General features: G+C 73.1%; 16 protein-coding genes. 5 read left to right on the top strand and 11 right to left on the bottom strand.

Going from position 1 to position 23,091, the window contains the following annotated elements:
• Positions 1-372 precede the first annotated feature (372 nt).
• Positions 373-879: an NUDIX hydrolase gene (locus tag JS756_RS27875; RefSeq protein WP_205385993.1), complete on the top strand. Its 507-nt coding sequence runs from the start codon at positions 373-375 to the stop codon at positions 877-879.
• A 181-nt stretch (positions 880-1,060) separates the two neighbouring features.
• Here JS756_RS27875 and JS756_RS27870 read toward each other — a convergent pair whose 3' ends face one another.
• The gene (locus JS756_RS27870; RefSeq protein WP_205385992.1) at positions 1,061-2,506 is read right to left on the bottom strand and encodes an aldehyde dehydrogenase family protein; all 1,446 of its coding nucleotides are present in this window, start codon (positions 2,504-2,506) and stop codon (positions 1,061-1,063) included.
• Positions 2,507-3,172: 666 nt separating this feature from the next.
• On the opposite strand from JS756_RS27870, the gene JS756_RS27865 reads away from it, so the two are divergent.
• Positions 3,173-5,182 (top strand): NHL repeat-containing protein, encoded by a 2,010-nt coding sequence (locus tag JS756_RS27865; RefSeq protein WP_205385991.1) that lies wholly within the window; start codon positions 3,173-3,175, stop codon positions 5,180-5,182.
• 436 nt (positions 5,183-5,618) lie between these two features.
• Here JS756_RS27865 and JS756_RS27860 read toward each other — a convergent pair whose 3' ends face one another.
• Together JS756_RS27860 and JS756_RS27855 are read right to left on the bottom strand one after the other, a co-directional pair.
• Positions 5,619-7,295: a PucR family transcriptional regulator gene (locus tag JS756_RS27860; RefSeq protein WP_205385990.1), complete on the bottom strand. Its 1,677-nt coding sequence runs from the start codon at positions 7,293-7,295 to the stop codon at positions 5,619-5,621.
• Between the two features lie 163 nt (positions 7,296-7,458).
• A complete protein-coding gene (locus tag JS756_RS27855; protein WP_205385989.1) occupies positions 7,459-9,582 on the bottom strand; it encodes an ATP-binding protein in 2,124 nt (707 codons plus the stop codon).
• 282 nt (positions 9,583-9,864) lie between these two features.
• Between JS756_RS27855 and gabT the strand changes: the two genes are divergently transcribed.
• Both gabT and JS756_RS27845 read left to right on the top strand, forming a co-directional pair.
• A complete protein-coding gene (gene gabT, locus JS756_RS27850) occupies positions 9,865-11,199 on the top strand; it encodes a 4-aminobutyrate--2-oxoglutarate transaminase (RefSeq protein WP_205385988.1) in 1,335 nt (444 codons plus the stop codon).
• A 383-nt stretch (positions 11,200-11,582) separates the two neighbouring features.
• Positions 11,583-12,194: a phosphatase PAP2 family protein gene (locus JS756_RS27845; protein WP_438817349.1), complete on the top strand. Its 612-nt coding sequence runs from the start codon at positions 11,583-11,585 to the stop codon at positions 12,192-12,194.
• Here JS756_RS27845 and JS756_RS27840 read toward each other — a convergent pair.
• The 8 genes from JS756_RS27840 to JS756_RS27805 form a co-directional block, all read right to left on the bottom strand.
• On the bottom strand, positions 12,133-13,935 hold the full coding sequence (locus tag JS756_RS27840; protein WP_205385986.1) for a chitinase: 1,803 nt from the start codon (positions 13,933-13,935) through the stop codon (positions 12,133-12,135). The two genes, JS756_RS27845 and JS756_RS27840, sit on opposite strands and share 62 nt — an antisense overlap.
• Before the next feature lie 115 nt (positions 13,936-14,050).
• A complete protein-coding gene (locus JS756_RS27835; protein ID WP_205385985.1) occupies positions 14,051-14,524 on the bottom strand; it encodes a hypothetical protein in 474 nt (157 codons plus the stop codon).
• Positions 14,525-14,807: 283 nt separating this feature from the next.
• A complete protein-coding gene (locus tag JS756_RS27830; RefSeq protein ID WP_205385984.1) occupies positions 14,808-16,235 on the bottom strand; it encodes an NAD(P)/FAD-dependent oxidoreductase in 1,428 nt (475 codons plus the stop codon).
• 63 nt (positions 16,236-16,298) lie between these two features.
• A complete protein-coding gene (locus JS756_RS27825; RefSeq protein WP_205385983.1) occupies positions 16,299-17,099 on the bottom strand; it encodes an ABC transporter permease in 801 nt (266 codons plus the stop codon).
• Positions 17,100-18,029 (bottom strand): ABC transporter permease, encoded by a 930-nt coding sequence (locus JS756_RS27820; protein WP_205385982.1) that lies wholly within the window; start codon positions 18,027-18,029, stop codon positions 17,100-17,102.
• Positions 18,029-19,183: an ABC transporter ATP-binding protein gene (locus tag JS756_RS27815; protein ID WP_205385981.1), complete on the bottom strand. Its 1,155-nt coding sequence runs from the start codon at positions 19,181-19,183 to the stop codon at positions 18,029-18,031. The genes JS756_RS27820 and JS756_RS27815 overlap by 1 nt, the downstream gene beginning before the upstream one ends.
• Positions 19,180-20,427, bottom strand: a complete 1,248-nt coding sequence (locus tag JS756_RS27810) for a polyamine ABC transporter substrate-binding protein (RefSeq protein WP_205385980.1) — start codon at positions 20,425-20,427, stop codon at positions 19,180-19,182. The genes JS756_RS27815 and JS756_RS27810 overlap by 4 nt, the downstream gene beginning before the upstream one ends.
• 55 nt (positions 20,428-20,482) lie before the next feature.
• A complete protein-coding gene (locus JS756_RS27805; RefSeq protein ID WP_205385979.1) occupies positions 20,483-21,991 on the bottom strand; it encodes a gamma-aminobutyraldehyde dehydrogenase in 1,509 nt (502 codons plus the stop codon).
• Positions 21,992-22,203: 212 nt separating this feature from the next.
• On the opposite strand from JS756_RS27805, the gene ybiA reads away from it, so the two are divergent.
• A complete protein-coding gene (ybiA, locus tag JS756_RS27800) occupies positions 22,204-22,788 on the top strand; it encodes a riboflavin biosynthesis intermediates N-glycosidase (protein ID WP_205385978.1) in 585 nt (194 codons plus the stop codon).
• Positions 22,789-23,091 lie beyond the last annotated feature (303 nt).

The following is a 23,091-nucleotide window of genomic DNA, read 5'->3' as shown; positions in this document are numbered from 1 at the left end:
CGATGTCCACCGCCCGGGACGAGTCCCCGGACATGCCCCGGAGTTCCCCGGGAAGCCCGGCGGCCCCGCGCGGGTCCCGGCGGCGGAGAGACGGGGACCGGCGCGGTGCCGGGCCGGAGACCGGGCCGCGCGGGCGTGCGGCGCCGAGCCGGGTGCCGCGGGCCGGCGGACCTGACGGGTCGTGACGCCAGGGGCCGTCCCGTGGTCCCGACGGGCGCATGACGACGGCCATGGCCCTCGCCGCGTCGCCGGGTCGCCCGCGTTCGCCCGCGTTCGCCCGGTACGAGGACGTCCCTCCGCCCTGGGACGCGCCCGTCCGGCGCCCCGGCCGGTCCACCCGGGATCACGGGAAAGCCCATAGGCTGCCCGGACATGACGGCGAAGAAGAGGCGGACCTCCCGCGTCCTGGTGGTGGACGACCATGGGCGCCTGCTCCTGATGTGCGGCCGGGATCCGCGGCGGGAGGGGACACGGTGGTGGTACACCGTGGGCGGCGAGGTGGAGAACGGCGAGGACCCGATCCGCGCGGCGCTCCGCGAGACCCGGGAGGAGACGGGACTCGACCTGGCGCCGGCCCGCCTCGGCCCGCTCCTGTGGACCCGCCGCGCGCTGTTCACCTGGGACGGACGGGTCTGCGACCAGTACGAGGAGTACCGCCTCGTCCGCGTCACCGGTGGCGAGGCCGACCGGATGCGCATCGACGCGGACGAGGCACCCTTCGGGTACGCGTGGTGGACGGTGCCCGAGCTGGCCTCGACGGCGGAGGCCGTTCGGCCCAAGGGCCTCGCGACGCTCCTTCCGCGGGCGCTGGCCGGGCGGCCGCCCGGTGAAGGGCCGCTGCACCTCGGTGACTTCGACGAGGACCGGGACCCCGGCTGAGAGCCTGCCGGACCCCGCCGCCGGCAGGATCCGGCCGCCCCCCGCGAGGACCGCTCCGAACGGGGGCGGCCCTCGGGTGTCGGCGTCCTCGCGGGGCGCGGGCCCCGTGACCATGGACACGGCGACGGCCCGAACCCCCGCACAGTGGGCTCAGGCCGTCGCCGGTCCGCGGTCGGCCGGCTCAGAGAGCGAGGCCGGTGAGCACAAGCACCCGCTCGTAGGTGTAGTCGTCCATCGCGAACTTCACGCCCTCGCGGCCGACGCCGGACTGCTTGGCGCCGCCGTACGGCATCTGGTCGGCGCGGTAGGACGGGACGTCGCCGACGACCACGCCGCCGACCTCCAGGGCGCGGTGGGCGCGGAAAGCGGTCTGCAGGTCGTGGGTGAAGACGCCGGCCTGGAGACCGTACTTGGAGTCGTTGACGGCGGCGAAGGCCTCGGCCTCGCCGTCGGTCCTCTGCACGGTGAGGACCGGGCCGAAGACCTCCTCGCAGGAGAGCGTCACGTCGGCCGGCACGTCGGTGAGGACGGTCGGCGCGTAGGACGCGCCGTCGCGCTTGCCGCCGGTGAGGAGGGTGGCGCCCGCGGCGACCGCCTCCTCGACCCAGGACTCCACCCGCTTGGCGGCGTCCTCGCTGACCAGCGGGCCGACGTCGGTCTTGTCGTCGGAGGGGTCACCGGTGACCTGGGCCTCGACGGCGGCGACGATGCGCGGCAGGAGGCGGTCGTGGATCGACGCGTCGGCGATCACGCGCTGCACGGAGATGCAGGACTGGCCGCCCTGGTAGTTGGAGAAGGTCGCGATGCGGGTCGCGGCCCAGTCCAGGTCGGCGTCGCTCGCGAAGTCGGCCAGCACGACGGCCGCGCCGTTGCCGCCCAGCTCCAGGGTGCAGTGCTTGCGCGGCACCGAGTCCATGATCGCGTAGCCGACCTTGTCGGAGCCGGTGAAGGAGATGACCGGCAGCCGCTCGTCCTGGACGAGGGCGGGCATGCGGTCGTTCGGGACCGGCAGGATGCTCCAGGAGCCCGCCGGCAGGTCGGTCTCGGCGAGGAGTTCGCCGAGGATCAGCCCGGACAGCGGGGTGGCCGGGGCCGGCTTGAGGATGATCGGCGCGCCGACCGCGATCGCCGGGGCGACCTTGTGGGCGCACAGGTTCAGCGGGAAGTTGAACGGCGCGATGCCGAGCACGACGCCCTTGGGGAACCGGCGGGTGAGCGCCAGCCGGCCCTGGCCGCCGGCGTCGGTGTCGAGGCGCTGGGCCTCGCCGCCGTTGAACCGGCGGGCCTCCTCGGCCGCGAAGCGGAACACGGACACGGCGCGACCGACCTCGCCGCGGGCCCACTTGATCGGCTTTCCGTTCTCGGCGGAGATCAGTCGGGCGATCTCCTCGGTGCGCTCGACGAGGCGCTTGCTGACGTGGTCGAGGGCGGCGGCACGGACGTGCGCCGGGGTGGCGGCGAACTCGTCCCGCACGGCGTACGCGGCGGCCACGGCCTCCTCGACCTGGGCCTCGGACGGCACGCTCGCCCTGCCGACGAGCCGGCCGTCCCACGGGGAGGTGACGTCGAAGGTGTCCTCGCCGGTGGCCTGGCGGCCGGCGAGCCAGAAGGCGTGGGTGGAAGTCATGTGCGAGTCCCGGCCCTTCCGCGTTTGGGGGTGTTCTTGCCTGTCCCGGTCCACGGTAGGGCGGCGGCGGCCGGGGGGTGTTTGTCCGGGGCGTAGCAGTGGGCGAGGGGCATGCTCCGGTTTGGCGTACGGCTGCCTGGTGGGGGCGTTCGCCCGGGGGTCGGGGCGTCCCTGTGCGCGCCGGCGATGTCCGGCATGTCCCACGGTGCGGGACGGGGCGACGGTGCCCGCACCACACCACGGCCCGCTCCCTCCGGACCGTGCAAGGCGCCGCACGGCGCCGGGTCCGGGTCCGGGCCCCGGGTCCGGGCGGGGCCCGGGTCCGGGCGGGGCCCGGGTCCGGGCGGGGTCCGGGTCCGGGCGGGGTCCGGGTCCGGGCGGGGCCGCCGACGGTGCTCTGCCACCCGGGGACCGGCCCCGCCCCGCCGGCGTTCCCGACCGGGCCCGGTCGGGTCCGGGGCGGACGCGGGCGCCGACCCCCGCGGCCTCCCCCACCGACCGGCGGTCGGCCGAACGGGTGGCGGCGGCGCCACGCCAAGGCGGCGGACCGTTTCGGCACCCGCCTCGATGACACCGTGAAAGCCGTCGCCGCGGCCGGAGGCCGCACCGGCGAAGGGCCCGGCCGCCGTTCTGATCCGCCGTAGCAGCCGAAGAAACGGAGTCACCGTGCGTCGTCGCAGTGCCGCCCTGATCACCGCCCTCATGGCCTCCCTGGCCGTGGGAGCCTCCCTCCCGGAGGCCGGCGGCGAACCGCCCGCCTCGCACGAGACCCTGCACCAGCAGGGTGTCGTCCGCAGCGGCAGCCGGCCCCTCGCCGGTGCCGAGGTCACGCTCCTGCAGGCCGGAGACCGATTCGGTGGGAGAGCCCGCCCGCTGGCCCGCGGGCGCAGCGACGCCAAGGGCCGTTTCCGCCTCGCCTACCGCGCCCCGCACAACCCCGACGCCGTGCTGTACGTGACCGCGGACACGGGACCGCGCGGTCACAGGCAGCCGCGTGCCGCGCACCGGGTCGAGCCGGTCCGCCTCGTCGCGATGCTCGGCGCGCACCGGCGGCCGGGCAAGGTGGTCCTCAACGAACGCACCACGGTCGCCGCCGGCTTCGCCATGGCGCAGTTCACCCACGGCGGCCAGGTGGCCGGCCGCAGTCCCGGCCTGCAGAACGCCGCCGCCGTCTCGCACAACCTGGCCGACGTCACCGACGGCTCGGCGGCCCGCCTGCTCACCACCGCGCCGAACGGCGACCAGACGTCCACCCTGCGCGCATTCAACACGCTGGCCGACATCCTGACCGGCTGCACCGCGGGCGAGACCTGCGGCACCCTCTTCGACCTGGCCGCGCACCCCGGGGCCGCCGCCCCGCGCGAGACGTTCCAGGCCGTCGCCGACATCGCCCGCCTGCCCGGCAACAACGCCGCGGCGCTCTACGCCCTGGCCGACCACCGCACCGTGTACCGCCCGAGGCTGGAGACGGCACCCGCCGCCTGGACCCTCGCCCTGCGCTACACGGGCAACGGGCACGAGCTGGACGGGCCGGGCAACGTCGCGTTCGACGCGCGGGGCACCGCCTGGATCGGCAACAACTACCGGTTCAACCCCGACCCGCTGCAGTCGACCTGCGGTTCGCGGATCCTGTCCCGGCTGACCCCCACGGGTGAGGACGTCCCCGGTGCCCCGTACCGGGGTGGCGGGCTGTACGGCGTCGGCTTCGGCACCACCATCGACCCCAGGGGCCACGTCTGGGCCGCCAACTTCGGCTTCCAGGGCACCGGTTGCCCGCTCGACGCGAGCCGCCTGTACCGCAGTGTCTCGGAGTTCACGCCGAACGGCCGGCCGCTCTCGCCGCCCCGCGGCTGGCGGTTCGGCGACATCCTCCAGCCGCAGGGCACCCAGGCCGACCGCGACGGCAACGTCTGGATCGCCAACTGCGGCGGCCGGAGCGTGACGCGGATCCCGCACGGGGACGCGCGCCGGGCCCGGAACATCGCACCGGGCGGGGACCGGCTGGTCAAGCCGTTCGGCATCACGGTGGACACCCGCGGGCGCGCCTGGGTGACCGGCAACGGCAGCAACAACGTCATGATGCTGTCGCCGCAGGGCAGGCCGATGCGCACGGTCTCCGACGGCGGGATCAAGCGCCCCATGGGTGTCGCGTCCGACAGCCTCGGCAATGTCTGGGTGGCCAACGGCGGCGCCGTCGTCGCCCCGTGCGAGGGCACCACCCCCGCCATGGTCGCCGAGGCGATCAAGGACATCGTCACCCGGGACGTCGACGCGTCGGTGACGATGATCCGTCCGGACGGATCGACGCCCGCGAAGCCGTTCGTCAACGACGGCCTGTTCCTGCCCTGGGGCATCGCCGTCGACGGCAACGACACGGTGTGGGTGGCGAACTTCGGCGGCCACCGCGTGGCGAACCTGTGCGGTGCCCGCGAGTCCGCCTGCCCCGAGGGGCTGCACACGGGCGACCCGATCTCACCGGCCGCGACCGGCTACCCGGAGCAGGGCCTGGAGCGCAACACGGCCGTCCAGATCGACCCGTCCGGCAACGTGTGGCTGGCCAACAACTGGCGCGACGTGCCCGTGCAGACCAACCCGGGCGGCCGCGAGATGGTCGTGTTCGTCGGTCTCGCCGCTCCGGTGCGCACTCCCCTGCTGGGAGCACCGCAGCACCTGTGACCGCCGTGTCCCGGCGGCGTGCGGGGAGCGCGTCGCCGGGACCGGGGCGCGGGCCGGGAACGGAACACCGCGGTCCCCCTCCCCCGCCGAGACGGAGCCCCCGCCGGTGGCCCGCGGGGGCTTTGTCCTGCTCCGCGGCCGTCGCCATCGAACTCCTGCCCGGCGTTGCACCGTTCAGGGGGAACGTGTGAGGCATCCGGTCCCCGGCGGCCCGTCGGGGCGCAGCGCCGGTCCTCACGTCGCTCCGTCCGGCAACCGAGTTGTCGGACCTGCCGCCGGACGGACGGGAAGTCGGGCCGGTGGAAGCCGTGCAGGACCGGTCCTCACCGGTCGGCAGTGGCCCGCGCGGTCAGGAACCCGAGGGGGGTGCCGCACAGCTGCACGGACCGGAATCCCAGCAGGTCCGTGGGCCGGAGAGGACGGCAGGAGAGGGGCGTCAATCCGTGGCCGTCGCCTTCAGCGCCAGCCACAGCTCCATCCGCACATCCGGGTCGTCCAGGGAACGGCCGAGGATCTCCTCCACGCGCCGCATCCGGTAGCGCAGGGTGTGGCGGTGGACCCCCAGGTCGGCGGCGGCGGCGTCCCACTGGCCGTGCCGCGAGAGCCACGCCCGCAGGGACGCCACCAGGTCCCCCCGCCCGGTCGCGTCGTGCTCGTGGAGGTTGCGCAGCAGCCCGTCCGCGAAGGCCCTGACCGCGTCGTCGGCGAGCAGCGGCAGCACCGACCCCGCCGCCAGCTGCTCGTGCTCCACGCACACCCGGCCCCGTCGCCGCGCCACCGACAGCGCCTGCTCGGCCTGCTTGTACGCGGTCGCGGCGGCGATCGGGCCGGCGGGCGCGGACAGGCCGACGACGAGTTCGTCGTCCTCCACGGGCTGCTCGGCGCCCTCCACGGCGCCCTCCACGGCGCGCGCCGCCTCCAGGGCCGCCGCGTACTCGGTGCAGGCTCCGACGGCGGCGCCCCCGTCGGCGGCGACCACCACGAGCCGTCCGCTGTCCGGTACGACCAGGACGGCCTCCCCGGCCCGGGCGGCGGCGGACTCCACGGCCTCGGCGAGTCCGCCCAAGGGGTCGCCGCCCGCACCGGCGGCGGCCGGTGCGGCGGCGGGGGACGGCTTCGCCCCGGTCACGCGCGCGTGCGCGTCGGCGTGCACCCGGACGGCGGAGGAGGACGCCGACTCGGCGACGACCACGCGGAAGGGCGCGTCCAGCAGCGCTCCGTACAGGTCCCCGGCGACCGCGCGCGCGTGGTCGGGTTCACCGGCCAGCAGCATCCGCAGCACGGCGGCACCGAGTCGCTGCTCGGCGGCGCGCAGGGAGCGGGAACGCTCCGTGGTGAGGGTGAGCAGGGCGATGGCTGAGTGCAGGGCGTACCGCTCGGCGGTGCCCAGCGCGGTGGCCGTGCCGACGGCGAGCGCGGCACGCGGACGGCGGCCGGTGCCGAGGGAGTGCAGTTCGACGCGGTCCTCGTGGCCGGGTCCGCCGACGACGGAGGAGGCCGGTGCGGGGCGGTCACGCAGCCGCTCCACCTCCGCGGTGAGCCGTGCGGCCCGCCGTCCGGCCCACTCGGGTGCCGTGGCGACGACGGCGCCGGAGGCGTCGTACAGGGCCGCCCAACCGTCGACCTGCCCGGCGAGCGCGCCGAGCAGGCCCTCGGGGCCGGCGTTGAGGGCCTGCTTGGTCAGTTCGCGCTGTGCGGCGAATCCGGCGGTGACCGACCGGTACTGGTCGGCGGCGATGGCCGCGGACACCGCCTTGCTGATGGCGAGGAAGGGGGTGCGGCGCGGCACCTCCAGTAGCGGCAGCCCCTCCTCGCGGGCGGCGTGCACGAGGGCGTCGGGGATCTCCTCGTAGTTGACGCCGACGGCGAACCCGAGCGCGACGACGCCGGCCCCGGCCAGCCGCTTCACATAGCGCCGCATCGCCTCGGGGTCCTCGGCGTCCAGTTTCAGCGCGGTGATCAGCAGCAGCTCGCCGCCCTCCATGTAGGGCACGGGGTCGGCGAGTTCGCTCACGTGTGCCCACCGCACGGGCACGTCCAGGCGGTCCCCGCCGGCCCGCACGGTCAGCTTGAGCGCGGAGTGGTGGACGAGTGAGGCGAGGGTGGGGGGCATGGGGCCTTCAGGTCGAGGAGATCTCGGTGATCTTTTGGCCGCCGCGTATGAACGGCCTACGGTGATTCTGCCTCACCGTACGGTCCTGTGCGGGCCGCCGGCGGATTCCGGGGCGGCGCGGGCCCGGCGCCCGGCCGGCCCGCCGCACCGGCCCGCCGCCGGGTCAGCCGCGCAGGTCCACCAGCAGCGGAGGCGCGTGCTCGCCCCTGACGTCGGTGAGCGACAGCACGGCGTGCCCCGGCGGCACCGCGTGCGCCAGTTCGGAGGCGGACCAGCGCTCCCGCTCGACCTGCCGGACGGTGACGGCACGGGCGGTCGGCGCCTTGCCGGTGATCACCCGGCGCAGCATGTGCACGGCCTTCCCGGCGGGCGTCTCGGCGATGATCTGCCGGTCGGTGACGTCGCGGGCCTCGGTCCACTCCTTGCCCCACACCTCGGCGAAGTCCTGCCCGTCCCACGGGGTCAGGCCGGACAGCGCGACCCGGCACCCGGTCGCCCCGAGCAGCGGCCCGCGCAGCGGACGCGGTACGTCGTCCAGGGTGCGCAGCGTCAGCACGGCACCGGCGTTGACGGAGCGCAGCCGCTGGATGCCGCGCACGGCCTGCGGCGTGGCGACCCCGGTCGCGTCGTCCAGGACCAGGCAGGCGAAGAGCGACCGGTCCTCCCGTACCGCCACGCCGACCGTGAACTGGGCGAGTACCAGCCGGGCCAGCATCCGGGAGGCGTCCGCGTGCCCGCGCTCGGGCAGGTCGATGCGGACCCGCACGGGGTGGTCGAGGGCCTGGAGCGAGAACGGGCGCGCGGACGGGGAGGTGTCGAAGAACCCGGCGAAGGCGGGCCGGTCCAGGAGCGCGACCCGGTCGGCGAGCACCCCGCCGACATCTCCGGGGTGTCCCATCTGCCGTTCCCGCGCGTCGAGTTCACGCAGCAGCGACTCCTGCCCGCTCTCCTGGAGCGCCTTGCGCAGCGCGGCGAGCGGGCCGGGGGCGCCGTCGAGCAGCCGGCGCAGCTCGGGCACGGACGGGAAGCGTCCGTGGACGGCCCGGAACGGCCCCAGGAGCTGCGCCAGCACGGTGGTGGACCGCCGGCTGTCGCCGCCGGGGTGGGGATCGGCGAGGTCGCCGACGAGCGCCTCGGCGAGCACGGCCGCCGCCTCGTCGGGGTCGGTGGTCCCGCCGTACAGGTCGAGGTCGTGGACGGAGTCCGGGTGGCCGATGCGGACGACGACGTCATAGGCGTCGGCCGGGCCGAGCCCGGCGCCGGCCGCGCCGACCACCACGACCGCGGCCCGTCCGGCGAGCGCGTGCAGGCACAGGGACTCGGCGAGCGGGCGGACCACGCTGCCCGTCTTGCCGGAGCCGGCCGGGCCGACGGCGAGCAGTGAGGTGCCGAGCAGTTCGGGGCCGAGGGCGAGCCCGGTGCCCCGATAGGCGTAGGGGTTGCGGGGGTCGTCGGCGGTCGTGCCGAGCCGGACCTGACCGGTGACGAGGTCGTGCCGGGCCTGCCGGGCGGGCAGGTCGCGGGCGCCGGAGGGGTGCAGGCAGGCGGCGGCGCCCTCGCTGAGCACCGCGCCGGTGAAGGCGGCGAGGCTGTGCCGGCCGTTGCGCACGCCCTGCCAGGCGCGGGCGATCCGGGCCTGGTCGACGTCCCGCATCAGGCCGGCCCGCGCCTCGGCGGCGAGCCGCTCGGCGGCGTCGGTGGCGCCGGCGGCGCGCAGCTGGGGCCATTCGGCCGGGTCCTCGTCGGGGGCGGGCGGGCGGCGGTCGATCCGCTCGGTGCGGCGCCAGGCGGGCGGTCCGTAGCGCCGCCACAGCTCGCCCCAGCGGCCGAGGCGGCCCACGCCGACCATGATGGCGAGCGCGATCAGCACGTAGTACGCGTAGACCACCACGACGGCGCCGAAGCTGTGCGGCTGGGCCCACGAGTCCGGGATCATCGCGTACAGCGGGAGCAGCCACCAGCCGCCGAGGTAGCCGTTCCACAGCAGGGACCAGACCAGCCAGCCGACGAGGAAGGCGATCAGGGCCCCGCTGATCAGCTGCCGGGCGGGGAGCCGCTCGGGCTCCTCCTCGGGCCGCGGCCGGTGCCCGAACCGCCACACTCCCGGGGCCGCCTGCGGCCTGGGCGCCCGCAGCCAGGCCAGGAAGGCCGAGCCGTCCGGCCTGGGCGGGGCTCCTGGCGGAGCCGGGGGCATCGGCGGCACGGCGAGGCCCTCGCGTGGCCCCGCCGGACGCGGCACCGGGTTCGCATGCGTGCCCCGTGCGTCGTGCGCACCGTCGCTGTCCATCGCGCTTGCCCCCTGACCAGCCGTTCCGTCCACCATCAGCGAGCCAATCTAACGCCCCGGCAAAGGGAGTTCACCGCTTACGCGGCCGGACGTCCGGGAAGCGGTGACCGCGGCCGGCCCCAGGGGCCGGTCCGCCGTGTGCGCCGCCTTTGCGCCCTCTATGTCCACGGAGGACAACGGGGGCCGCCGACAACGCCCACATGGAGCATGCCCACCCCTCGTCGCCCGTCCTAACCTGCGAGAAAAGAAGGAAAGCGTCCGCAAGACCCCCAGGAGCCCCGCATGACCGCACTTCCGCAGGAGCGCCGCGTCGTCACCGCCATCCCCGGCCCGAAGTCGCAGGAGCTTCAGGCCCGCCGTACCGCCGCGGTCGCGCAGGGCGTGGGCTCGGTGCTGCCCGTGTTCACCACGCGTGCGGGCGGCGGCATCATCGAGGACGTCGACGGCAACCGTCTGATCGACTTCGGCTCCGGCATCGCGGTCACCTCCGTGGGCGCGTCGGCCGAGGCCGTCGTACGCCGTGCCACCGCGCAGCTCCAGGACTTCACGCACACCTGTTTCATGGTCACGCCGTACGAGGGCTACGTGGCCGTCGCCGAGGCGCTGGCCGAGCTCACGCCGGGTGACCACGCCAAGAAGTCGGCACTGTTCAACAGCGGGGCCGAGGCCGTCGAGAACGCCGTCAAGATCGCCCGCGCGTACACCAAGCGCCAGGCGGTCGTGGTCTTCGACCACGGCTACCACGGCCGCACCAACCTGACCATGGCCCTGACGGCGAAGAACATGCCGTACAAGCACGGCTTCGGCCCGTTCGCCCCGGAGGTCTACCGGGTGCCGGTGGCCTACGGCTACCGCTGGCCGACCGGTGCCGAGAACGCCGGACCGGAGGCCGCCGCGCAGGCCGTCGACCAGATCACCAAGCAGGTCGGCCCGGAGAACGTGGCCGCGATCATCATCGAGCCGGTGCTCGGCGAGGGCGGGTTCATCGAGCCGGCCAAGGGCTTCCTGCCGGCGATCCGCGAGTTCGCCTCCGCGCACGGCATCGTCTTCGTCGCGGACGAGATCCAGTCCGGCTTCTGCCGTACCGGCCAGTGGTTCGCGTGCGAGGACGAGGGCATCGTCCCCGACCTGATCACGACGGCGAAGGGCATCGCGGGCGGTCTGCCGCTCGCCGCCGTCACCGGCCGCGCCGAGATCATGGACGCCGCGCACGCGGGCGGCCTGGGCGGCACCTACGGCGGCAACCCGGTGGCCTGCGCGGGCGCGCTCGGCGCGATCGAGACGATGAAGGAGCTCGATCTCAACGCCCGGGCGAAGGACATCGAGTCGGTCATGAAGGCCCGCCTCACCGCCATGGCCGAGAAGTTCGACATCATCGGAGACATCCGCGGGCGCGGCGCGATGATCGCCGTCGAGCTGGTCAAGGACCGCGCCACCAAGGAGCCGAACCCGGAGGCGACGGCCGCCCTCGCCAAGGCCTGCCACCAGGAGGGCCTGCTCGTTCTGACCTGCGGCACCTACGGCAACGTGCTGCGCTTCCTGCCCCCGCTGGTCATCGGCGAGGACCTGCTCACCGAGGGCCTCGACATCATCGAGCAGGCGTTCGCCGGCGTCTGAGGCGGGCTGCCGGGTGCACCTGCGGCAGAGCGTGTGAAGAAGGTGTGCGAGGTGGATGACAGGAGTCGTTTCCAGCTGTCGCGCCGGCACCCCCTGCCGTAGGTTCTACCCAGATGAGAGATACCCCTCGCCCACGGGGAACCGTGGGCGGTCCCAGGCCGGGGCTTCCCGAGCTGCGACCTGGTCGTGCCCTCGCGCACACACCCGGAGCCTCCGGTTCCGGATCTCCTCACCGATCGGACGGTCGCCCGCCCCAGACCCCCCGGGGCGCGCGACGTTCCGATCCGGACGGCCTCCCCGGAACCTCCCCCCCTGTTCCGGGGCGGCCGACCTCCTTCCCGTCGCGTTCGCGGCTGCCTCTGCTGCTCGGCCTTCCGGCCCTCGTGTTCGCGCTGATCACCTGGCAGGTCCTGGCCGACGGCCCGCTGCTCCGGCTGGACGCGCGGCTCAGCCGTCTGCTGGTCGACCCCGACCGCTTCTCCGAACTGCTGGCGGACCTGGGCAACGTCCAGGTGGCGGTCCCGGTCCTGGCCGTCGCCGCCGTCCGGGCGGCTCTGCGCGGGCGCGCCGCGGGCGTGGACCGGTGGTGGCTGCCGGCCGCCGCCGCAGCCGTGGTCATGGCGCTGGTGCCGGCACTGGTGGTGCCCCTGAAGGAGTGGACCGACCGCCCCGGCACTCCCGTCGTGCCGTCGGCGGCCGGCTACTACCCGTCCGGACACACCGCCACCGCCGCCGTCGCCTACGGCGGTGCGGTGCTGCTCCTGCTGCCCCGGCTGCGGTCGGCGGCCGCCCGGTGGGTCCTGGTCCTCGCCGCTGCGGCCCTGGTCCTGGGCGCCTCCTACGGTCTGGTGCGCCGCGGATACCACTGGCCGCTGGATGTCGTCGCAAGCTGGTGCCTGGGCACCGTCCTGCTCGTGCTGCTGCGGTCGCTGCTCAGCCGAAGTAGCCGTCGAAGGTCCGCTGGAACTCCCGGCTCCCGTACCGGTCCCAGTTGATCGACCAGGTCATCAGGCCGCGCAGACCGGGCCAGGTGCCGTGGGTGGCGTACGACCCGCAGCCCGTCCCCTTCGTCAGGCAGTCCAGGGTCCGGGTGACCTCGGCCGGGGAGACATACCCGTTGCCCGCGTCGGTGGAGGCCGGCATGCCGATGGCCACCTGGTCGGGGCGCAGCGGCGGGAAGAAGCGGTCGGCGTTCCCGGCCACGGTGAAGCCGGTCAGCAGCATGTCGGTCATGGCGATGTGGAAGTCCGCACCGCCCATGGAGTGGTACTGGCCGTCCAGGCCCATGACGGGACCGGAGTTGTAGTCCTGGACGTGCAGCAGGGTCAGGTCGTCGCGCAGGGCGTGGACGACCGGGAGGTAGGCGCCGCAGCGCGGGTCCTGACCGCCCCATCGGCCGGTGCCGTAGTACTGGTGGCCGAGTTGCACGAAGAACGTCTCCGGCGCCGTCGTCAGGACGAAGTGCGCTCCGTACCGGGCCTTCAGGGTCCTGACCGCCGAGATCAGGTTCACGATCACCGGGGTGGTCGGGTTCCTGAAGTCGGTGTCGTCGGCGTCCAGCGACAGCGAGTGGCCTTCGAAGTCGATGTCGAGGCCGTCCAGACCGTACTCGTCGATGATCTTCGAGACGGAGGTGACGAAGGCGTCGCGGGCCGCCGCCGTGGTCAGCCGCACCTGGCCGTTCTGGCCGCCGATGGAGATCAGGACCTTCTTGCCGGCCGCCTGCTTCGCCCTGACGGCGGCCTTGAACTCGGCGTCGCTCTCGGCGTTCGGGCACCGGGTGACCGGGCAGCGGGTGAAGCGGATGTCCCCGGAGGTGGTCGAGGTCGGCTCGCCGAACGCCAGGTCGATGACGTCCCAGCTGTCGGGGACGTCGGCCAGCCGGGTGTAGCCGGAGCCGTTGGCGAAGCCGGCGTGGAGGTAGCCGACGAGGGCGTGCGGCGGGAGGTCCGCGGTGCCGCCGCCGGAGCCGGAGGCCGTGGTGGCCGTGAGCGTCGCCGACCGGGGCGACTCCCCCTCGTCGTTGCGTGCGCTGACCTGGAAGCCGTACGCCGTGGACGGGGTCAGGCCGGTCACCGTGGCCGAGGTCCCGCCGACGGTCAGGACCTCGGTGCCGTCGCGGTGGACGGCGTACGAGGTCGCGCCGGGCACGGCCGCCCAGGACAGGGCCACGCCGGTGGAGGTGATCGTGCCGGCGGTGAGTCCGGTGGGTGCGGCGGGCGGCAGGCCGGTGTCCGCTCCGGGACCGGTCAGGGAGATGTCGTCGGCCTGATAGGCGCCCGTGCCGTACCAGCCGTGCGTGTAGACCGTGATCTTCGTGGTGGACGGGCCGGTGTGGAAGGTCGTCGTCAGTCGCTGCCAGTCGGGGGCCGACCGGGTCCACGCAGACGCGTCGGTGGTGCCGGTGCCGTCGGCGCCGAGGAAGACGTAGGAGCCGCGCACATGACCGGTCAGGGTGTACTCGGCGTCCGGCTGGACGGCCACCTCCTGGGCGCACCGGGCGTTGTCGCTGCCGGCCGGGACGGCCTGGAGGGCCGCGCTCCCGCTGCGGACGGGGGAGCCGACCGTCGTGCCGCTGCCCGCCGTGCAGGTCCAGCCGTCGAGGCCCGCCTCGAATCCGCCGTTCACGAGCAGGTCCGCGTCGGCCGCACGGGCGGCCGACGAGAGCGCGGTGAGGCCGGGCACGGCGAGGGCCGCGGCTGCGAGCAGGGCGGCCAAGGGTCTGGAGCGGTCCACAACTGCCTCCGGTCATGGGGGAGTTCGCAAGGGTGGAGCCCGACGGATCCCCACCTTGGTCCAGACCAATTCCGATGTCAAGGCCTCCGGTCGCCGGGACGCCTCGCCCGCGGGGTCAGCCGTCCTCCCCCGCCGGCCCCCTCGACGGCTCCCGCGCCAGTTCGGCCGCCGCCTCGTGCATCGCCAGTTCCAGCAGGGCCGGGTCGGTCAGGGTGCCCGAGCCGTCCGGCGGGACGAGCCAGCGGACCCCGCCGGTCTGCCGGCCGGGACGCGGCACGACGATCCAGGTGCCGGCGCCGACGGAGCGGATGCCGGTACCGAGCCAGCGGGCGGCCGTGCCCGGCGGAACGAAGAAACCCATGCGGTTGTCACCGAAGTCGACCAGGACCGGACCCGGGTGATCGAGGATGCGCGTGAGCACGTCGAGGGTCGGGTAGCCGAGTTCGCCCGGAAGGATCAGCACGTCCCAGGCCCGGCCGGCGGGCAGCAGGGCGACCCCGTGAGGATTGCGCTCCCACTCCCAGCGGCAGGCATCGGGATCCGGTGCGACGGATGCCAGCCATTCGACCGCCGTCTTTGCCGAAGCCATCAGAAGACCTCTCTCTCCGTTGCGTGGACGCAGGCGCGTCAGCGGAAGAGAGGCGGGCCGCTCGCGGACATTACGCGGATTCCGGCGCTTCTTTCGGATGAGGTGGGTCACAGGCGTGTCGACGGGGCGCGGACCCCGCCGCTTCGCGCCCCCTCGGCCGCCGGGGCACGCCGCGGATCGGCCTCCGGGCCGACCGGTGGGGCCGAGACCCAGGGCCGACCGGTGGGGCCGGCGCCCGGCGGCCCCGGGGCACCGGCCGGACACGGCCCGCCGAGGCGCGAGGTCAGCTGTCGAATCCGAGCCCCAGCCTGTCCATCGTCCGCAGCCACAGGTTGCGCCGGCCGTCGCGCGCATCCGCACGGGCCAACGACCACTTCGTGAGGGCGATGCCGGTCCAGGCGAAGGGCTCCGGCGGGAACGGCAGCGGCTTCCTGCGGACCATCTCCAGCGCGGTGCGTTCGGTGGCCAGGCCCGCCAGCAGGTCCAGCATCACGTCCGCGCCGAAGCGGGTCGCGCCGACGCCGAGGCCCGTGTAGCCGGCCGCGTACGCCACCCTGCCCCGGTGGGCGGTGCCGAAGAAGGCGGAGAAGCGGGAGCAGGTGTCGATCGCGCCGCCCCAGGCATGCGTGAAGCGGACGCCCTCCAGCTGCGGGAAGCAGGTGAAGAAGTGGCCGGCGAGCTTGGCGTAGGTCTCCGGGCGGTCGTCGTACTCGGCGCGCACCCGGCCGCCGTAGGGGTAGATCGCGTCGTAGCCGCCCCAGAGGATGCGGTTGTCGGCGGAGAGCCGGAAGTAGTGGAACTGGTTGGCGCTGTCGCCCAGGCCCTGCCGGTTCTTCCAGCCGATCGACGCGAGCTGGCCGGCGCTGAGCGGCTCTGTCATCAGCGCGTAGTCGTAGACGGGGACCGTGTAGGCGCGCACCCGCCGGAGCAGGTTGGGGAAGACGTTCGTCGCGAGGGCCGCCCCGCGGGCGTGGACCTGGCCGTACGGGGTGCGGACGGCCACGCCGGCGCCGGACGGCTTCAGCGTCAGCGCGGGCGTGTGCTCGTAGACGCGGACGCCGAGGGCGAGGCAGGCCCGCTTCAGGCCCCAGGCGAGCTTGGCGGGGTGGAGCATGGCCACGCCCCGGCGGTCGAACAGGCCCGCTTGGAAGGTGGGCGAGTCGACCTGCTCCCGGACGGCCTCCGCGTCCAGGAACTCCACGCCTGCGGCGAGGCCCCTGCGCTCCATCTCGTCGTACCAGTCTCGCAGTTCCCGCGCCTGGTACGCCTCGGTCGCGACGTCGATCTCGCCGGTGCGCTCGAAGTCGCAGTCGAGCGAGTAGCGGGAGACCGCCTTCTCGATCTCGTCGAGGTTGCGGGCGCCCAGCTCCTCCAGGGTGTGGATCTCGTCCGGCCACCGGGCGAGCCCGTTGGGGAGGCCGTGGGTGAGGGAGGCGGCGCAGAAGCCCCCGTTGCGGCCGGAGGCGGCCCAGCCCACCTCACGGCCCTCCAACAGGACGACGTCCCGCTGCGGGTCGCGCTCCTTGGCCAGGAGCGCGGTCCACAGCCCGCTGTAGCCACCGCCGACGACGAGCAGGTCGCAGGTCTCGGCGGCGGTGAGAGCGGGTTCCGGGCGGGGTCGGCCGGGGTCGTCCAGCCAGTACGGGACCGGTTGGGCGTCGGAGAGGGACTTCGTCCAGTCACTGCCACGGCTCATGGCACCAGGGGCCATGATTTCAACTCCCTACGAGGTTCTTGCCGGGGCGCCCCGTGCCGTGCGGCGCCCCGGGGTGCCTTAGGCCTTCCGTCGGCCGCGGCGGTTGCCGAGGACCATCGAGGCCAGCACCAGCAGTACGGCGACCAGGAACATGGCCGTACCGATGACGTTGATCTGCACCGGCGTGCCGCGCTGGGCCGAACCCCACACGAACATGGGGAACGTGACGGTCGAACCGGCGTTGAAATTGGTGATGATGAAATCGTCGAAGGAGAGCGCGAAGGCGAGCAGCGCGCCCGCGGCGATTCCGGGTGCCGCGATGGGCAGGGTGACGCGCAGGAACGTCTGCGCCGGGCCGGCGTAGAGGTCCTGGGCGGCCTGTTCCAGACGCGGGTCCATCGACATCACGCGGGCCTTGACCGCGGTGACGACGAAGCTGAGGCAGAACATGATGTGGGCGATGAGGATCGTCCAGAAGCCCAGCCGCGCACCCATGTTGAGGAACAGGGTCAGCAGGCTGGCCGCCATCACGACCTCGGGCATCGCCATCGGCAGGAAGATCAGCGAGTTGACCACGCCGCGCGCCCGGAAGCGGTAGCGGACCAGCGCGAAGGCGATCATCGTGCCGAGGAGCGTCGCGCCGAGCGTCGCCCACACCGCGAGCTGGAGGCTGAGCCCCAGCGAGCCGCACAGGTCGGCGACGCCGCACGGATCGGTCCAGGCGTCCGTGGAGAACTGCTGCCACTGGTAGTTGAAGCGGCCGTTCGGCTTGTTGAAGGAGAACACCGTCACGACGACGTTCGGCAGCAGCAGATAGGCCAGCGTCAGCAGTCCCGCGATGACGACGAGATTTCTCTTGAGCCAGTTGACGAAGGGCATTTAGACCAGATCCTCCGTCCCGGACCTGCGGATGTAGACGGTCACCATGAGCAGGATCGCCGCCATGAGGATGAAGGACAGCGCCGCGGCCGTCGGGTAGTCCAGGATCCGCAGGAACTGGGTCTGGATCACGTTTCCGATCATGCGGGTGTCGGTGGAGCCGAGGAGTTCGGCGTTGACGTAGTCGCCGGCCGCCGGGATGAAGGTCAGCAGGGTGCCCGAGACCACGCCCGGCATCGACAGCGGGAAGGTGACCTTGCGGAAGGTCGTCCACGGCTTGGCGTAGAGGTCGCCGGCCGCCTCGTGCAGCCGCCCGTCGATCCGCTCCAGGGAGGTGTACAGCGGAAGGATCATGAAGGGCAGGAAGTTGTACGTCAGACCGCACACGACGGCCAGCGGGGTGGCCAGGACGCGGTCGCCGGCCGTCCAGCCGAGCCAGCTGGTGACGTCCAGGACGTGCAGCGTGTTGAGGGCGCCGACGACCGGGCCGCCGTCGGCGAGGATCGTCTTCCAGGCGAGGGTGCGGATCAGGAAGCTGGTGAAGAACGGCGCGATCACCAGGATCATGATCAGGTTCCGCCAGCGGCCCGCGCGGAAGGCGATCAGATAGGCCAGCGGGTAGCCGAGCAGCAGGCACAGGACCGTGGCGGAGGCGGCGTAGGCGACCGAGCGCAGGAACTGAGGCCAGTAGTCGGCCAGGGCGTGCCAGTAGGTGGCGAAGTGCCAGGTGACCCGGTAGCCCTCCTCCAGGGAGCCCGTCTGCACGGACGTGGAGGCCTGGTAGATCATCGGCAGGGCGAAGAAGACGATCAGCCACAGCATGCCGGGCAGCAGCAGCCAGTACGGCGTGAACCGGCCCCGCCTGCGGGGCGCCTTCTTGTCGGTGACGGTCGGGGAGGGAGGCGGTGGCGCCTCGGTGAGCGTCGACATCAGGCGGCCTCTTCCTCGAGCCCCGCGTCGATGTCCTGGGCCGCGTCCAGGCCGAAGGTGTGCGCCGGGTTCCAGTGCAGGACGACCTCGGCGCCGGGCACCAGGCGGCTGTCGCGCTCGATGTTCTGGACGTAGACGTCGAGCTCGGGACAGACCGGGCTGTCGATGACGTACTGGGTGGACACGCCGATGAAGCTGGCGTCGGCGATCCGGCCGGTGACGCGGTTGCGGCCCTCGGGGATCTCGCCCGCGTCGTCGGCGTGGGTGAGGGAGATCTTCTCCGGCCGGACGCCGACCAGCAGGCGGCCGCCGGCCGTCGTCGGCGCGGAGCAGCGCGCCGCGGGCAGCACCAGCTTGCCGCCGCCCGCCTCCAGGACGATGTCGTCCCCGCTGCGGGTGCCGACCTCGGCCTCGATGAGGTTGGAGGTGCCGAGGAAGTTCGCGACGAACGTGGTCTGCGGGTTCTCGTACAGGTCGGTGGGCGCGCCCAGCTGCTCGACCCGGCCCGCGTTCATCACGGCGACCGTGTCGGCCATGGTCATGGCCTCCTCCTGGTCGTGTGTGACGTGGACGAAGGTGATGCCGACCTCGGTCTGGATCCGCTTGAGCTCCAGCTGCATCTGGCGGCGGAGCTTCAGGTCCAGGGCGCCGAGCGGCTCGTCGAGGAGGAGCACCTGGGGGTGGTTGATCAGGGCGCGGGCCACCGCGACGCGCTGCTGCTGGCCGCCGGAGAGCTGGTGCGGTTTCTTGCGGGCCTGCTCTCCGAGCTGGACCAGCTCCAGCATGTCCTCGACCTGCTTCTTCACACTCTTGATGCCGCGCCGGCGCAGACCGAAGGCGACGTTCTCGAAGACGTCGAGGTGTGGGAAGAGGGCGTAGGACTGGAACACCGTGTTCACCGGCCGCTTGTACGGCGGCAGCGCGGTCACGTCCTGGTCGCCGAGCCGGACGGTGCCGCTGCTGGGCTCCTCCAGGCCCGCGATCATGCGCAGGGTGGTCGTCTTCCCGCAGCCCGAGGCGCCGAGCAGGGCGAAGAAGGATCCCTGCGGCACGGTCAGGTCGAGCGGGTGCACGGCGGTGAAGGAGCCGTAGGTCTTGCTGATTCCGGAGAGGCGGACGTCGCCGCTGTTGTCTGTGGTCTTCATGGTCGTCACGCCCCAGTCAGCTTCGCGAACTTCTCTTCGTACGTCGTCTCTTCCTTCTGGCTCAGTGAGCGGAAGGCGTGCGACTTGGCCTGCATGGCCTTGTCGGGAAGGATCAGCGGGTTGCTCGCCGCGTCCTCGTCGATCTTCGCCAGCTCGTCCTTCACCCCGTCGACGGGGCAGACGTAGTTGATGTACGCGGCGAGCTCCGCGGCGGCCTGCGGCTCGTAGTAGTAGTCGATCAGCCGCTCGGCGTTCGTCTTGTGGCGCGCCTTGCTGGGGATGACCAGGTTGTCGCTGGACGTCATGTATCCGCTGTCGGGGATGATGAAGTCGACGTCGGGGCTGTCCGCCTTCAGCTGGACGACGTCACCGGCCCAGGCGAGGCAGGCCGCGAGGTCGCCCTTGGTGAGGTCGGAGGTGTAGTCGTTGCCGGTGAAGCGGCGGATCTGACCCTTGTCCACGCCCTTCTGCAGGCGGGCGACGGCAGCGTCGTAGTCGTCGTCGGTGAACCTCCCCGGGTCCTTGCCCATGTCCAGCAGGGTCATGCCCATGCTGTCGCGCATCTCGGTGAGGAAGCCGACGCGGCCCTTCAGCTTGGGGTTGTCGAGCAGGTCGGAGACCGACCTGACCTCGATGCCGTCCAAGGCCTTCCGGTTGAAGGCGATGACGGTCGCGATGCCCTGCCAGGGGTAGGAGTACGCCCGTCCCGGGTCCCAGTCGGGAGTGCGGAACTGCGACGAGAGGTTGGCGTAGGCGTGCGGCAGGTTGGACGGGTCGAGTTTCTGGACCCAGCCCAGCCGGATCAGGCGCGCGGCCAGCCAGTCGGTGAGGACCATCAGGTCGCGGCCGGTGTCCTGGCCCGCGGCGAGCTGCGGCTTGATCTTGCCGAAGAACTCGTTGTTGTCGTTGATGTCCTCGGTGTACTTCACCGAGATACCGGTGCGCTCGGTGAACGCGTCCAGCGTCGGGTGGTGCTTGCCGCTGTCGTCGACGTCCATGTACTCGGTCCAGTTGGAGAAGTGGACGGTCTTCTCCTTGGCCGAGTGGTCCTCCGCGGACGTGCCGCCCTCGGTCTTTCCGGCCGCGGGGATCCCGCAGGCGCTCAGCGCCCCGAGTCCGCCGACGGTGAGCGCGCCGCCCGCGGAGGCGCGCAGCAGCGAACGACGGGTCAGGGATGCCCTGCCGTTGCGGAGGCTGCGCCTGACGGCGGCCCGCTGGACCGGGTTCAGGCGGTCGGGCTCGTACTGCTCCATGCGCGTGGTGCCCTTTCGGGAAGGTTTCGGCCGTGGTCGGCGGCCCTCGTCTTGGCTATCGGTCCCCGAAGATGGTGCGGTGCCAGTCCTTCCTGACCACCGCCGTATTGTCGAACATGACGTGTTTGATCTGGGTGTACTCCTCGAACGAGTACGCTGACATGTCCTTGCCGAAGCCGGACTGCTTGAAGCCGCCGTGCGGCATCTCGCTGATGATCGGGACGTGGTCGTTGATCCAGACGCACCCGGCCTTGATGTCGCGGGTCGCGCGGCCCGCCCGGTACACGTCCCGGGTCCACGCCGAGGCGGCCAGCCCGTACGGGGTGTCGTTGGCGAGCCGGATCCCCTCGTCGTCGGTGTCGAAGGGGAGGACGACGAGGACGGGACCGAAGATCTCGGACTGCACGATCTCGCTGTCCTGCGGTGCGTCCGCGATGAGCGTGGGACGGTAGTAGGCGCCCTTGGCGAGATCCCCGCCGGGCGCCTCGCCGCCGGTCACGACGCGCGCGTAGCCGCGCGCCCGGTCGACGAAGGCGGCCACCCGGTCGCGCTGGACGTGCGAGATCAGCGGACCGAGGTCGGTGGTGGGGGCGAAGGGGTCGCCGAGCCGGACGGTCTCCATGAGGGCGGCGGTGCGGGCCACGAACTCCTCGTACACGGCCCGCTGCACGTACGCGCGCGTGGCGGCCGTGCAGTCCTGCCCGGTGTTGATGAGCGCACCCGCGACCGCGCCGTTGACAGCCGCGTCGAGGTCGGCGTCGTCGAAGACGACGAAGGGCGCCTTGCCGCCGAGTTCCAGGTGGAGGCGTTTGACGGTGGCGGTGGCGACCTCGGCGACGCGCCGGCCGACGGCCGTGGAGCCGGTGAAGGAGGTCATGGCCACGTCGGGGTGGCCGACCAGGTGTTCGCCCGCCTCCCGGCCGGTGCCGGTGACGATGTTGACCACACCGTCCGGGATGCCCGCCGCGGTGGCGGCCTCGGCGAAGAGCAGCGAGGTCAGCGGGGTGAGCTCGGCGGGCTTGAGCACGACGGTGTTGCCCGCGGCGATCGCCGGGAGGATCTTCCAGGCGGCCATCTGCAGGGGGTAGTTCCAGGGCGCGATGGACCCGATGACCCCGATCGCCTCGCGGCGGACGTAGGAGGTGTGGTCGCCGGAGTACTCACCGGCCGACTGGCCCTGCAGATGGCGGGCGGCGCCCGCGAAGAATGCGGTGTTGTCGACGGTGCCCGGCACGTCGAACTCGCGGCTCAGCTTCAGCGGCTTGCCGCACTGGAGGGACTCCGCGCGGGCGAGGTCCTCGGCACGGTCGGCGAGGACCGCGGAGAAGCGGTGCAGCGCCTCGGAGCGCTCGGCGGGCGTGGCACCCGCCCAGCCCGGAAAGGCCGCGCGGGCGGCGGCGACGGCGGCGTCGACGTCGTCGGTGCCGGCCAGTGCGTACGTATGGACGTCGTCACCGGTGGCAGGGTCCACCACCGCGTGGGTGCGGCCCGAACTGCCCCGGGCGAGACGGCCCGCGATGAACTGCGCGCCGTCCGCGAAACGTTCCTGTGCGGGGAACTGCATGTGGCTCTCCTCCGCCGTCACCCCTGCCTCTTCGAGGGGTGGGTGGCGTAGCTCCAGCTCGATTTGAGTGCCGATCCTGACAGAGCCAAGGGACTCCAACAAGGGATTCCGTTGTTGCCTTTTGGTTACGCGACGGAATCTGTCGACCAGGTGTCGAGTCGGGGCGGAAAAGGGAGGACGCACTGTCCGTGGTGCCTGTCAGACTCGCGTGCATGGAAAGGATCACGGGGGACGAAGTGGGCACGATCGACTCCTTGGAGTCCCTGACCAGGCATGTCCGCGCGGGGTCGGCGGTGAAGTACCTCTTCTTCTGGGGGCACCGGCCACGGCCCGACGGCCGGGTGGGGCCGAGCTGTCTGAGCCAGTGGTGGCCGTCGCCGTTCACGGTGGCCGGGGTGACGTACCGGACGGCGGAGCACTGGATGATGGCGGAGAAGGCCAGGCTGTTCGCGGACCCGGAGGCCGAGCGGCAGGTTCTGGACGCACGGCATCCCGCGGAGGCCAAGAAGGCGGGGCGCCTGGTCCGCGGCTTCGACGAGGGGACGTGGGAGCGGGAGCGCTTCCGGATCGTCGTCGAGGGCAGCGTCCACAAGTTCGGAGCCCGTCCGGAGCTGCGGGCGTTCCTGGTGAGCACCGGCGACCGGGTCCTGGTCGAGGCCAGCCCCGTGGACCGGGTGTGGGGCATCGGCCTCGCCGCGGCGGACGAGGCCGCCGCGGATCCGGAGCGGTGGCGCGGACCGAACCTGCTGGGCTTCGCCCTGATGGAGGCCCGCAGGCGGCTGCGCGCCGCCGCCTGAGGCGGGTCCGGCACGCGGCGGACCGCGGAACGGGCGGGGTGCGGGGCCGACACCACGGGTCATGGCGCCACGGCACGGGTCGTGACACCGCGGTAGGTGTTCCGCGATGGTGGTTCCGCAGATCGCGGCGCGGGTCGGCGCCGCGGGCTACGGGCCCCGCGGGGCGCAGCGCTCGACAGAGCGGGATGCCGCAGGGCGGAAGCCCGCGGGTCGCGGCTCAGGTCATCCAGGATCGCGGCCCAGGTCACCCAGGGCCGCGGATCGGGTCCCTCCGGTCGCGGCCGGTTCGGGTCCCCCAGGTCG

The organism is Streptomyces actuosus (assembly GCF_016921115.1).
Taxonomy (GTDB): domain Bacteria; phylum Actinomycetota; class Actinomycetes; order Streptomycetales; family Streptomycetaceae; genus Streptomyces; species Streptomyces actuosus_A.
This window is presented reverse-complemented; position numbering and strand designations above follow the sequence as displayed.

Coding starts and splice junctions, on each gene's coding strand:
- JS756_RS27875 (WP_205385993.1), top strand. CDS start 373: ATGACGGCGAAGAAGAGGCGGACCTCCCGCGTCCTGGTGGTGGACGAC.
- JS756_RS27870 (WP_205385992.1), bottom strand. CDS start 2,506: ATGACTTCCACCCACGCCTTCTGGCTCGCCGGCCGCCAGGCCACCGGC.
- JS756_RS27860 (WP_205385990.1), bottom strand. CDS start 7,295: ATGCCCCCCACCCTCGCCTCACTCGTCCACCACTCCGCGCTCAAGCTG.
- JS756_RS27855 (WP_205385989.1), bottom strand. CDS start 9,582: ATGGACAGCGACGGTGCGCACGACGCACGGGGCACGCATGCGAACCCG.
- gabT (WP_205385988.1), top strand. CDS start 9,865: ATGACCGCACTTCCGCAGGAGCGCCGCGTCGTCACCGCCATCCCCGGC.
- JS756_RS27835 (WP_205385985.1), bottom strand. CDS start 14,524: ATGGCTTCGGCAAAGACGGCGGTCGAATGGCTGGCATCCGTCGCACCG.
- JS756_RS27830 (WP_205385984.1), bottom strand. CDS start 16,235: ATGGCCCCTGGTGCCATGAGCCGTGGCAGTGACTGGACGAAGTCCCTC.
- JS756_RS27825 (WP_205385983.1), bottom strand. CDS start 17,099: ATGCCCTTCGTCAACTGGCTCAAGAGAAATCTCGTCGTCATCGCGGGA.
- JS756_RS27820 (WP_205385982.1), bottom strand. CDS start 18,029: ATGTCGACGCTCACCGAGGCGCCACCGCCTCCCTCCCCGACCGTCACC.
- JS756_RS27810 (WP_205385980.1), bottom strand. CDS start 20,427: ATGGAGCAGTACGAGCCCGACCGCCTGAACCCGGTCCAGCGGGCCGCC.
- JS756_RS27805 (WP_205385979.1), bottom strand. CDS start 21,991: ATGCAGTTCCCCGCACAGGAACGTTTCGCGGACGGCGCGCAGTTCATC.
- ybiA (WP_205385978.1), top strand. CDS start 22,204: ATGGAAAGGATCACGGGGGACGAAGTGGGCACGATCGACTCCTTGGAG.